Source organism: Candidatus Ruminimicrobiellum ovillum (assembly GCF_002392975.1).
Lineage (GTDB): Bacteria > Elusimicrobiota > Endomicrobiia > Endomicrobiales > Endomicrobiaceae > Ruminimicrobiellum > Ruminimicrobiellum ovillum.
The window spans coordinates 68,652-81,326 of the sequence record NZ_DGIC01000011.1; the positions used below are offsets into that span (position 1 = coordinate 68,652).

12 protein-coding genes and 2 tRNA genes are annotated in these 12,675 nt (G+C 28.3%); 5 read left to right on the forward strand and 9 right to left on the reverse strand.

Features of this window, described 5'->3' with window-relative positions:
- Positions 1-103: 103 nt before the first annotated feature.
- The 5 genes from B2Y85_RS06540 to B2Y85_RS06560 all read right to left on the reverse strand — a co-directional run bounded on the left by B2Y85_RS06540 (position 104) and on the right by B2Y85_RS06560 (position 5,648).
- A complete protein-coding gene (locus B2Y85_RS06540; protein ID WP_372519676.1) occupies positions 104-601 on the reverse strand; it encodes a hypothetical protein in 498 nt (165 codons plus the stop codon).
- Positions 591-1,481: a hypothetical protein gene (locus B2Y85_RS06545; protein ID WP_372519677.1), complete on the reverse strand. Its 891-nt coding sequence runs from the start codon at positions 1,479-1,481 to the stop codon at positions 591-593. The genes B2Y85_RS06540 and B2Y85_RS06545 overlap by 11 nt, the downstream gene beginning before the upstream one ends.
- 17 nt (positions 1,482-1,498) lie before the next feature.
- A complete protein-coding gene (locus tag B2Y85_RS06550) occupies positions 1,499-2,275 on the reverse strand; it encodes a DNA methyltransferase (RefSeq protein WP_372519678.1) in 777 nt (258 codons plus the stop codon).
- Positions 2,265-3,671, reverse strand: a complete 1,407-nt coding sequence (locus B2Y85_RS06555; RefSeq protein ID WP_372519679.1) for an HsdM family class I SAM-dependent methyltransferase — start codon at positions 3,669-3,671, stop codon at positions 2,265-2,267. The genes B2Y85_RS06550 and B2Y85_RS06555 overlap by 11 nt, the downstream gene beginning before the upstream one ends.
- A gap of 1,365 nt (positions 3,672-5,036) precedes the next feature.
- Positions 5,037-5,648 carry a JAB domain-containing protein gene (locus B2Y85_RS06560; RefSeq protein WP_372519680.1) on the reverse strand — a complete coding sequence of 204 codons (612 nt, stop codon included), beginning with the start codon at positions 5,646-5,648 and terminating at the stop codon, positions 5,037-5,039.
- Between the two features lie 383 nt (positions 5,649-6,031).
- On the opposite strand from B2Y85_RS06560, the gene B2Y85_RS06565 reads away from it, so the two are divergent.
- The 5 genes from B2Y85_RS06565 (at position 6,032) to B2Y85_RS06585 (ending at position 10,664) form a co-directional block, all read left to right on the forward strand.
- Positions 6,032-7,333: a hypothetical protein gene (locus B2Y85_RS06565; protein WP_372519681.1), complete on the forward strand. Its 1,302-nt coding sequence runs from the start codon at positions 6,032-6,034 to the stop codon at positions 7,331-7,333.
- Positions 7,334-7,619: 286 nt separating this feature from the next.
- A complete protein-coding gene (locus B2Y85_RS06570; protein ID WP_372519682.1) occupies positions 7,620-7,865 on the forward strand; it encodes a hypothetical protein in 246 nt (81 codons plus the stop codon).
- Between the two features lies 1 nt (position 7,866).
- On the forward strand, positions 7,867-8,868 hold the full coding sequence (locus B2Y85_RS06575) for a hypothetical protein (protein WP_372519683.1): 1,002 nt from the start codon (positions 7,867-7,869) through the stop codon (positions 8,866-8,868).
- Between the two features lie 49 nt (positions 8,869-8,917).
- Positions 8,918-9,118: a helix-turn-helix domain-containing protein gene (locus B2Y85_RS06580; protein ID WP_372519684.1), complete on the forward strand. Its 201-nt coding sequence runs from the start codon at positions 8,918-8,920 to the stop codon at positions 9,116-9,118.
- 1 nt (position 9,119) lies between these two features.
- A complete protein-coding gene (locus tag B2Y85_RS06585; RefSeq protein ID WP_372519685.1) occupies positions 9,120-10,664 on the forward strand; it encodes a recombinase family protein in 1,545 nt (514 codons plus the stop codon).
- Here B2Y85_RS06585 and B2Y85_RS06590 read toward each other — a convergent pair.
- The 4 genes from B2Y85_RS06590 to hemW form a co-directional block, all read right to left on the reverse strand.
- Positions 10,656-10,729, reverse strand: a tRNA-His gene (locus B2Y85_RS06590). The two genes, B2Y85_RS06585 and B2Y85_RS06590, sit on opposite strands and share 9 nt — an antisense overlap.
- Positions 10,730-10,885: 156 nt before the next feature.
- A tRNA-Arg gene (locus B2Y85_RS06595) sits at positions 10,886-10,959 on the reverse strand.
- 49 nt (positions 10,960-11,008) lie between these two features.
- The gene (locus B2Y85_RS06600; protein WP_372519686.1) at positions 11,009-11,599 is read right to left on the reverse strand and encodes a dual specificity protein phosphatase family protein; all 591 of its coding nucleotides are present in this window, start codon (positions 11,597-11,599) and stop codon (positions 11,009-11,011) included.
- A gap of 2 nt (positions 11,600-11,601) precedes the next feature.
- Positions 11,602-12,675: a radical SAM family heme chaperone HemW gene (gene hemW, locus B2Y85_RS06605; RefSeq protein WP_372519687.1), complete on the reverse strand. Its 1,074-nt coding sequence runs from the start codon at positions 12,673-12,675 to the stop codon at positions 11,602-11,604.

Here is a 12,675-nt window from a genome sequence, read left to right on the forward strand (position 1 = left end):
AGTATATTCCATAAACCGTAAGTAAATTATACATTAAACAAAAAAAAATACTTTAAAATTTTAATTTTGATTGTTTTACTTTTAAATAATTATTAATATATTTTTATAATTTTGGAACAAACATTGATAGTTCAGGAGACATTGTTGAAAGATTCCATACTCCAACTTTCATCTTTTTTATTCTTTTACCATCTCCAAAATCAAGCAAATCTTCTCTTTTATGAACATTCAAAAGTTTATTCAAACTACCAATATCAGCAGATGTTATTAAAAAAGCCTCTTCAGGATTTATTAATTTACAATATGCCCATAATTGTCCTAAATCTCTAAGAGTTAATTTTGTTTTTTTTGCTTCAATAAAAAATAATTTTATATTGTTATTTTTCTTTGCAATACCAAGAACATCAATTTGAATATCTACACCAACTGCAAGGTCATTTATTATACCTATTTTTTCTAAAACTTTATCCAACCTTTCGTTATGAGTATCAATAGTTGTAATGCTATAACTTCTATATTTATCTTCCAAATAGTGTTTAAGCCATATACACATTGGTTCATACAATTCAACTTCTTTTGATACATTTTTCTTATTTATCATAACCCAAATCCTTTGCTATTTGTTTCCAAGAATTATAATGATTACCCCTGATTTCCTCAGGAATAAAGTTATCATTTTCTCCAGGATGTGAAGGTTTATTTCTATTTATAATGCGAGTATCCCAAAAATATTTATGAGTTTTTTCTTTTATATCTTTTCCTTCACTTAAAAAAGCTGTTTCCATTTCTTTTACATAGTTTTCAAGAGCAATATTTTTATGTTCTATACCAAAACCAATAATTTTAAATTCATTTGCATATATCTTTATTTGGTGTTCTTTCTTCCAAAAATTATGATAACCTTGATTATATTTTGTTAAATTACCATCTCTAATATTAGGATGAGCCCAATCAATATTTTGAACAGGAACATCAATACTTTTTAATAAATTACATATATCAACAACCATATACCAATTTTGTGGTATTTCAATATAAACTCTATGCATATACTCAATTCCTCTTTCAGTATTACTTCTTCTAATATATGCAGTAGTATCACAAAACCCTTTTATAAATTGTTTTCTTTCATCATATGTAAAATTAAAAATATCTTCATGAATTCTCATGTTTGCATGAGTAGTGGCAGAACCAGTATATCTTAAAATTTCTCTAATTAAATATTCCGTATTAGGCTTTGAAAAAAACAAGATTGTAGCTCTTTCTTCTTGCGAAAAAGAAATACCATTTCCAATTAAAGGTTCGAGAATATTACGAATATTAGAAATACTTGCCCTTACATATAGCGGAATATCGTGAAACTCATCGGTTTTAATAACTTTATGAGGTATTTCAATTGATATTGTTGTATTAATGCTATCTCTTTTAATTTCCCCATTCCCAGAAATCATACCGAGCAAATATGCCATTTCATTATTCATATTTATCACTTCCATTTTTATTTTTTAATAAAAATTAATATATATTCATGCACCTTATTAATTCTAAATTTATATGGATATCCAAGAGGTTTCATATTATTATATTCTGTTTGTCTATCCCATATAACTATATCATCAAGGATATAACCTTTTTGCTGAAGTTCCATTATAATATCACAATGTAAAGGATAAAAATTGCTCTTCTTTCTTATATCCATAACATTAACAATACAATAGGCATCTTTTTTTAAACACTTATGAACTTTTGCAAATAACTCGCCTAACAAAGTAATAAACTCTTTGTAATTAGATATATTTCCTAAATCTTTTTTATTATCAGAATAGTTTACATTTTTTTTTATATCTGCAGTCCTCCTCATATTAAGAATATCCCAATAAGGAGGAGATGTTAAACAAATATCAAAGTAATTTTCTTTTAATTTTTCTAATTCTATAAAACTATCACCTGTAATAATATTTATATTTTTATCATTATTTATACGGGTTCTTGCTATTTGAGAAAAATCTTTAGATAAATCTATACCTGTTCCTTTTGACTTTAAATTATGTGTAGCAACCATTGTAGTTCCTATTCCATCAAAGGGGTCTAAAACATTTCTTCCTTTTTTAGAAAAAGTATGTAGTATTTTTTCGCATAGTGCCACAGAATATGAAGCAGGATGTTTTAATATTTTTTCATCGCTTGTTTTATTCAAATTTCTCCATATACTAAAAGAATTTTGCAACCATTCTTTTCCTGTTAAATCATTACATTTCTTACATTCATTTATCATTATTCCACCTATTGGATTGTAATGAAAACATTTCGGAATCAATAAAATTCTTTTCCTCATCCGAAATTCCATAAATTTTATAAACTAATTCATTTAAAGCTTCTAATAATTCAAACCACATCTTTGACATATATTCGCATTTTTCTATTGCTTTTACTAAATTCACAACCTGGTCAAATAAATCGGTATATTCTCTTACTAAAGGTATTTTCTTTAAATATTTAGCATCTGTATGCATTGTTAATTTTGAACCATTATAACAAAACTTTAAAAGATAAAAGTTACAAAGTCTTGAATGAAGAATACCTAATATATATCTACACATTTTTTCATCTCCATCGGTAAAAACAGTAACCGTCTGAGTAGCTTCAAAACATTTACCTGCAAAACTTGCAATAATTCCTGACTCTGCACTATAAATGTTTTGAATAAATAATTGATTCCCCTTCTGCGGAACTTTATGATTTTTAAATCCAAATTTTTTTATTTCTTTTCCATTGATTGCATTACAAGATATAGACCTACCTCTTCCAACATATCCCGTGCACAAGTCTCCAAATTTTTCATAAGTATTTTCTAATTTACAATAAATGGAATATTCAGAATTGTTCTTGAATAACAAAATTTCATCTTTAAAAAATTTTTGTTCAACTTTACAACAGTCAACAAAATTATTGTTCACAAGTCTTTTTATATCTATTACATTATTATCACAATATTTGTTTTTTATTGTAATAATTATTTGTTCTCCTCTAACACAATTAAAATATGCTCCAATGTCAATAATAGATATTATGGATTTATTATGTAAAATATCTTTTCTTAACTTACTATATGTGCTAATATGTAAAAAATTTTTAGGTATGATATATGAAATAATTCCAGTATCTTTTGTTAGTTCAAAAGCTCTATACATAGCAGCAATAAATAAATTACTACCAGAGTCTTTTACTTTTCTTAAAAAATGATAGTCTTTTGTATCAATAATAATATCTTTTTCAAGATTGCAGTAAGGTGGATTTCCAATTAAATAATCAACTTTTTCTTCTAATCCAACAGATTTTAGTGTATTGGTTGCATTATTTGCAATAGAATCATATTTTCTTACATGTATATTTGGGAGTAATTCTCTTACTAATCTTATTGTTTTTAAATCTTTATCTATTCCAAAAATATTATTACATCCTTTAGATAAAGCAGAATATAAGAAACTTCCTGTTCCACAGCATGGGTCTAATACTGTTTTTGATGTATCAATATTTAAATAATCTATAATTAACTTAGATAAATTTATATCAGTATAATAAATTCCATTATTTTTTTTATATTCCTCTTCTATGGAATTCTCAAAAATATTACTTCTATTCATGTATTCATGTGCTGATATACTAAACATTTGTTTCCTGCTTTATGATATTTTTCCTAACTAATACTTTTAATTGATAAAATAAATATTTGATTTAAAATTCACCTAACTCTCTTTATTATTTCTGTAAGAAATACTTTCTAAATACTATTGGATTACGATGTTTATAAAAAATAACAAAACTATTATTCTTGATATTTTACCAAATTTAATTGCTAAGTCAAAGAAAAAAATAGCTTATTTAAGTGATAAAATTAAATTCATATATGAATTATTATATTAAACATTTAGGACAACGGGTTGTCACAAAAAAACCGTATAAAAAACATCAATGAAAAAATGTAAATAAAAAAATCAGGTAAGCTTAAAGGTCGTTAGACCTAAATCAAAGTTCGCTTACCTGACATTGATAATATAGGATAAAAAACAAAAAATGTCAACAAATAAAAAGCCCCAAAAAAAGATTTGACAGAACCGTTTTCCTTGCCAAACTTACGGTAATGAAGTCTGCTCATTACTCTTTTATCAGGGCAAGAGAAGTATAACACAAAAAAACAAAAATAGCAACTAATAACTCGAACAATTATATTAAAGGCAGGCAGTTAAACATTAGGTAATATTTAACAGACGGAATGAAACATTTTACGGGAAGAAATTAGGTTCGGAATAAGGAAACATAGAGCATAACCAGAAGAAAAAAACTTATACTGGAAAAGATTTGAGTTCGGCATAATGCCTGTAAATTCGGCAAAAGGATGTGTGTGCAGGAGCAGTTGAATATAAGCTAAAGTAAATACCTTAACCCTTTAGCCGTAGGACTAAAAAACAGGAGCCAGGAGAATGAAGGCAAGGAAGAAACAATTTAACCCCGTAGAAACACACACTCTCGGAGGAACCCCGAGAATTCCGTAGAGAGTGACGGATGGGATAATATGTAAGCTAACCAACTGAATTATACTCTTTAGACGGGAGAATGTAAGTAAAGATGTTCGTGTATTGGGAGCGAGAAGATAAACTAAACCCTTTAGCCGAGAGAATGTAAGCTAAGTTGTTTGTGTGTTGGGAGCTTGTAATGAGAATGAATAACTAATATACGGAATGAAACCTGTGAAGTTTTTCGTGTGTCGGTGCGGTGATTATGGTTGTTATTTTATGATTTTAAATGCTTGTAATACGGTCTTTTACTTGACTTTTTCTCTTTTTTGTCCTATATTACTATCGAGGAAACAATAACAGGTGCGGAAAGTCGCTGTCCGCCACTCTTGCAAAAGAGAATGTATGATGAGGTTCAGCGTTCATCGTTATTGTTTTCTCCCTTTTTTTGGACTAAAAAAACACTCTGTTTCAATTAACAGAATGTCGTTATAAACTTACCACTTTGTTTTCTTTGCTTTATTAGAGTAATCCACTATCTTTAAAGGAATAATAGTCGTTATCTGCTATTATGATATGGTCTAACAAATAACTTTCTATTGTCTTTAATGCCTTTGTAAGTGCTTCCGTAGCAAGTATATCATTCTGACTTGGCTTTACACTTCCACCTGGATGATTGTGAACAAGTATCACAGATACGGCATAATGTTGAAGACATAACCTTGCTATCTTTCTTGGATATACTGCTGAACGGCTTTCCGTTCCTTCGTCAACTTCAAAAACTTTAATAAGACGATTTCTTGAGTTTAGAAGAATTGCATAAATCTTTTCTACTTTCAATCCGTTCATTTCTGCCTTGAGATAATCTACTACTGCCTGCGGACAATCTATCTTTTCGGTTTCTTTAATCTTTAGATGGTTATAGATAGCCGTAAATTCTTTAACAAAACTGATTAAAGATACTTCCCGTTCTGATATGATAGGGTATAAATCGTCTTTGGGTGCATCAACTACCTGTTTTAAGCTACCGAACTTGTTTAATAAAAGTTCGGCAATTACTGACTTACCTTTTGTCTTAGTGAAGTTTAACAGTTTGGTTAAAACTTCCTTTTCGTTAATTTCTTTTAATTCCATTGGTTTTCTCCTTTTACTTAGATTTTTACTTCTTACTACCAACATAAAAATGACTAAGGACTACAGGAATAAAATGTCATAGGTATTACCTCCTTTTCTGATTATTTTTTTAATGGATTGTTTTCTATGAAAAATCTTTTGTTTTGTCGGATAGGGTATTTCAGTAGGAGCACTTTTAATTTGATTGAAATTTTTAATAAAAATTTTATTGTTGCCAGAAAGGTATATAAACCTAATATATTACCTTGACCAACAAAATTTAAGGGGGTAGGCGTAAATCTCGCATTTTGGGAAATATGGGCTAAGAACCCCACCTATTTATTACTTCACACATCGAGAACGAATTTGGTATAATAAGGAAACTTTAAATTTTTGGAGAGTCAATGAAAACAAAAGAAAAGGAAACAAAACCAACCAAAAAGACAGACGAAACAACAGAAAAAAAAGCAGACAATATAAAACTGTATATACCAAAAACAACAACGATGGAACTTATAATGTCCGTTTTGTATAACTGTGATAAAGATTGCCCAAGAGAAGATATAGATACTACCATTGATGAAATTACTGGAGATTATATTAATAAAAAAATGGGACAAACTATTATAAAATATACAATACCGTTTTCAGAAAAAAAAGACGAACAATCCGATTTTGATGCCGAAGCTGAAGAAGCAGAAGATTCATATATCAAAAGATTTTTTAATTACAAGCTTTTATCTAAAGATAAAAAATATTCCTTTTTGGATTTTTGTAACGATATGGGTATGGGTATAGGGTATCATCTTGATTTGAGAACCGCTGGTGCAAGATTTTTTGATTATGAAAGATATAGGAACGATATTGTAAAAGAAGAAGCTCTTGAAAAATATATAACTTATCGCTTAGATTTTTACACTTTATTAAATACAAAAGGTTTTTATATAACGATTAAAGATAGAGAAGAATTAGAAAAATGTTTGAAAAGATATATCGATTTTTTCATAGAAGATAAATTAATAAATAAAGAAAACACAAATATATACAACTATAAAACACATTTGAAAAAAGCAGTTGAATTCTTTCAAAAAGAATATGAGGATTGTGGTAAAAAGTTAACAATAGATTGTGAAGAATATAAAAACAAAGATAAAAAATTTAGATTAATTGAATGTTTATTAGCTTTACAACAACAAGGATATATAAAAATTAATAAATTCTTTTATAAAGATGAAAATTTAAACATTTTAATAACTTTTTTGAAGAATCCTAAAGCGATATTAAACGAAATAGAAACATTAGAAAAAAAACATTACAGATGGATAGAATATGGAGATTTAAAAGTAGATAAAGATTTAGGACTTGCTCAATACAAGGATAATCCTATTAAAAAATTAAATAAAGCTTCAAACGAGTTTAAAGTTTTATGTTATTTAATAGAACATCCAAATAAGGTTATTCATGTTAAAAAACTAATAGAAATAACAAAATCAAATAAAGATTTTAAAGGATATAGAAAAGCTGGTAGACCATCTAAAGAAATTGAAGCAAAGATTCTTGAAGAACTGGATTTCTATATGGAAAAAATCAAAGTATGTAAAAATGATATTCAAAAAAAACTTGGAATAACAGATGACAAAGAAAGAACCATCCAAATAAGCCAATCAAAACCTGGATTTATACTTCATAAAATAGCAAAAATTTAATCACTAAAAAAAACTTTTTTAAAAAAATACATATAAAACGATTAATGTTGAAAAAACATTAGTCGTTTTTTTTGCTTTTATTCACGATAAATCAATTCATCTTTATAAAAAAATATTTTTTTGGGAAAAGATAAAAACCACCTATTTTCCCACCTTTTTTATATATAAAACCTTCCTTTTTTCGGACTAAAAACCACCCAGCTCTCGACGGTATAACAGGGTTAGGAAGTGTGAGTTTGCTGTAAACAAACCGCAATTCAAATAACCCAAAAGGGAGGAAATGGTCATGGAAAGAAAAAGGAAAGATTTAGAGGTAGTAAATGCAGTGCAGAAGGAAGAAGTATCAAGGACAACATTCGTTGTTATTACTATCAACAATGTTGACGAGAAGTATTTGGAAGAAACAAGAGAATTATTCAGTCCATTCTACAACAGAACTTTAACTGATGGAGAATGTATTGAGATTATTAACAACATGTTGAATGCAGAGTGCCAAACAAGAAGTATAAAAGAAATGAAGGAGGTGATTTAACATGATAGATACTGTAAAATTAATGTTAACAGCCCCCGAAATTAGAAACAAGGATTTGTTTGTATACAAGACAGATGAAAAAACTGGATATAGATTTGGATATTTGAAACCAATAAACGATGGAATATACAGACCAAGTTTATTATATTTTGAACCAGATTTTTTTAGTTATTTGTATGTAAGATTTTCTATTCCAAAATTTTTGTTTGGTAATAATTTACAAGAAGTAAAAGAATCACAATTTGAAGATGTGGTAAACAAATTGGTAACAGAACTTAATAAATTAGGAATAACTGTATCAGCCGATGCGATAAGATACGCTGATATAAGAGGTGTGGATTATTCAAAAAACTTTATTTTATCACCAAATTTAACGACAGATGAAGTTCTTGATGTATTAAAACTTTCAAAGTATAGTCGTATGAAATTATTTACTTCAAAATATCCATATATAAAATTTCACTCAAAATCTTTATCTATTTTATTTTATGATAAATTAAAAGAAATGACACAACATGGTGGAATAATTCCTAATTTTTCTAAAATAAATTCATCAATGAAAAACCGTATTTTTAGAACAGAAATTCAATTTAGAAACACATATGGAGTAAAAGAAAGATTAGCAAAAATCATTAGAAAAGGAAAACATTCTATTAGATTCAAAGAAATATTTAACGAAAATATGATGAAAATTGTTTTTAATCATTGTTTAAGAAAATTAAATGAAAATATGCCCGATATAATACTTGAAGGAAACGAAGAAGAAGAATTGAAAGAGATGTATGGTAATAAAGTAAATAAAATTGCTAAAGAAATAGCAATTTTAAAATGCCAAAAGGATTGTGGAAGTTATAAAGAGGGTATTCAAAAAGCAATAAAATATTATGGTGAGAATTTTGTTGAAAATCACAAATGTGTATTAGTTAATGATACCAAGCTTCAATTTATATTATTAAAGTTATTAGAAGAATTAAAAGAATATAAACCTTTATTTGATTTATAAAGATTATAAACTTTTATCTATTATAACATAAAAAAAGTATTGATTTCTTGTGCTTTATAATGCTATAATATGCAACATGGATATTATAGAAGAATTACAAAACTACAGATTAGAGCATAAAATACCACAAGAGAAATTGGCTGAAATGTTGGGGGTTGCTTTTTCTACTGTCAACAGATGGTTCAATGGAAAAACTAAACCGAACCAAATACAAGAATATCAAATAAAGAAATTGTTAGGTAAAAAGTAATATGGAAAATTTAAAAGAAGAATTAGCTGTAGCATATTTTAGAGTTTCTACAAAACAACAAGAAGATGAAGGTTATTCTTTGGAAAACCAAGAAGCAAAAACATTAAAATATGCACAAGATAACAATTTAAAAATAGTTAAACAATGGAGCGGTAGTGAATCCGCATGGAAAAAATCTGACGGAAAAGCTAAAGAGAGAAAAATATTTAATGAAATGGTCGAATATGTAAACAAACATAAAGAGATAAATCATATAATATTTTATTCTCAAGATAGAATGACTCGTAATATACACGACTATACAACAATTGAAAGTTTAAGAGAGATACGAGGTTTAACCGTTCATTTTAGTCAAACAGGCGACAAACAAGTTGGAAAACTAACTTCCGATAAAAAAATGTTTGGAAGAATGAAAGAAAACTTTGATGAGTTTTTTTCTGACTTTATTTCAGAAAAAACAGCACCAGCAATGAAAGAAAAAGCTAAAACTGGAGTTTATCCTGGAACTGCTCCTATAGGATATTTAAACAATAAGATAGATAAAACAATAGCGGTTGATGAAAAAAGAGCCCACTATATACAAGAATTATTTCAAAAGGTTGCCAGTGGCAATTATAGTATGAGAGCAATAACAAAAGAGTTAGCCACACAAGGTTTAAGGAGTAAAAAAACAGGTGGTATAGTTAGTAAAAGCACTCTTTATAATACGGTAAACAATCCTTTCTATTATGGTTATTTTAATTGGAAAGGTGAATTGTATAAAGGAACTCATCAACCGTTAGTTTCTAAAGAACTTTGGGAAAAAGCAAATGAAATTTTAAGGTCTGATAAGCCTTATATTACAGGACAAAAATTTGCTTTTAATGGAATTTTAAGGTGTGGTGTTTGTGGGTGCACAATTTCTGGCGGGAAATATAAGAAAAACAAATATACTTATTATCATTGCAGTCAATCTAAAGAACAACATAAAAGCCCTTTCATTTCAGAACAAGAAATGAGTGAAAGACTTAAGAAAATTGTTTCAGATGTAATAATACCTGATAATATAGCCGATTGGTTAGAAAAAGGAATTATGCTTTATGTTGAAAGGAAAGAAAAATCAGATAAGAATATAAGAGAAAATTTGTTATTAGAATTAAGCCAAACAAAAAAAATATTAGAAAGAACATATCAAAGAGAATTAGAAGAAGACAACTTAAGTGATATAAAAAAAGATTTCTATAGAAAAAAAGAATCTGAGTTAGAAGAAAAATTAAAAAAGATAAATAAAGATTTACAAAAAATAGGAAAGGACTCTAAACAAGTCAAACAAGAGCTTGATTACTCTATTCAAATAATGAAGAACTTAAGTAAGTGGTATGAAAAGGGTGATTATTTTGATAAGGGTGAAATTGTTAAAGCATTGATACATAAAGCAACATTAACAAAAGATAATGAGATAATACCAACCTACAGACTACCTTTCAATATGTTTGCTTCAGCAAAAAATAAATTTGGGAATATTAATACCAGTAATGGTTTAGGCTTCTCGGAAAAGGGTGGATGACGAGATTTGAACCCGCGACCTTCGCTTCCACAGAGCGACGCTCTAACCAGCTGAGCTACATCCACCACCTAAGACAATGTATAATGTATAATTTACAATTTATAATTAACGACAAAACTACGACAAAAAGCACAAATTATACTAAATATAATCAAAATTTTGCTTTGCAAAATTTTACCTGCATTATAAATTATAAATTATAAATTTTTAAATTATTAAAGCGTCTCCGACGTGAGTTGAACACGTAACCTACTGCTTAGAAGGCAGTTGCTCTATCCAATTGAGCTACGGAGACACCCTTAATAGCTAAAGATTATACCAAAAGTGAAATTTATAGTCAAATTTTAACTTGCCAATTTGTACTCCGTTGTTTCTTTTTTTATTATTTTACCGTCCAAGCTTATTTCCGTTGACCAAAGCCATTTATCTAAAACTCCGGCTTTACCGAAAGGTATATGCCCGTAATAAAACAACATATGTTTTGCCGCTGTTTTCTTATCTTGTTTATCTATAACTATTTTCCATAAAGTCGAAGCAAGTCCCGTTCTGTCCGAACCGCCCAAACAATGTATAAATACAGGTCTTGGTGCTGTTTTAAAAAATCCTATCAAAATTTTAATCTGTTCGTCTGTAGGTTCTTTATCCATAGCCATATCCAAATCGTAATGATTTATACCATATTTCGAACATACTTCAATTTCGTCGTCATACCAATCTTTACCGGGTTCTGCTCCCCTAAGATTTATAACAGATTTTATACCGTATTTTTTTACATAATATTTCAACAAATTCTTATCAAGTTGTCCGGAACGGTATGCTTCGTTTTTCGTTACAACATGGAAATTACCTTTTATCCAAGTATCGGCAAAAAATAATCCGTAAACAACTATGATTAAACCTAAAACAATAAAAAAACTTTTTAGATATTTATGCATAATCAAATGAAATCCGAAAGGATGGAATTTGAAACAAACAACGCCTTTTGCGTAAAACAAACTCTGTTATTTTCAATTACCAACATTCCGTCGGCAACATACTTATTCAAGACATCTTTACTGTCTTCAAAATATTTTATATCAACCCCTTCGGCTAATCTTAGCCCCAACATTATTTTTTCCTTCTTGTATAATTCGTCGTTTATATATTCTTTTTCTATAACAATATTTTTACCGCTTAGAATATTCTCGATATATTTTATTACATTGGTATTATTTTTATATCTGTACCTTTTGTAGTAAGATGAAGCACTTGTGCCAAGACCAATATAGGATTTATTTCTCCAATACAATTTGTTGTGTAATGAATATTTTTTTTCTTTAGCCCAATTTGAAATTTCATAATGTTCAAAACCGTTTTCTTTCAAAAAAGAACATGCAAAATCATACATTTCCGCTTGCAGTTCCGTATTCGGTTCAACCTTCTTTTTATAAAAAGGAGTATTTGGTTCCACCGTCAAGGGATACAAAGATATATGTTGAGATTCAAGTTTTAATACCTCTTTTAACGTCTTTTTCCAACTACTCAATGTTTGATTCGGTATTCCGTACATCAAGTCAATATTGATATTTTCGAAACCCGTTTCTCTTGCCGAACAGTAAACTTGTTTAAATTTTTCGTAGTTATGTAATCTCCCCAAAACCGTTAAACTTTGATCGTATATACTTTGCAAACCTAAACTTAATCTTGTTACCCGAGCATCAAATAAAAGTTTTAATTTTTCTTTTGTTGTTGATTCCGGGTTCATTTCCACGGTTAATTCTTTACAAAACGAAACATTAAAATTTGCATTTATGATTTCCGCCAATTTTTTTTGTTGAGGAATTGATAAAGTCGACGGCGTTCCCCCGCCTATGTAGATTGTATCTATTGTTGCATCTTTATATTTTTGTGCTTCTATTTCCAACGCTTTTAAATAATTGTCCGCCAATTCTTCAACGTATGGCACTGAAACAAAATCACAATAAAAACATTTTTTTGTACAAAACGGTATGTGAACATATAGACCTAACAT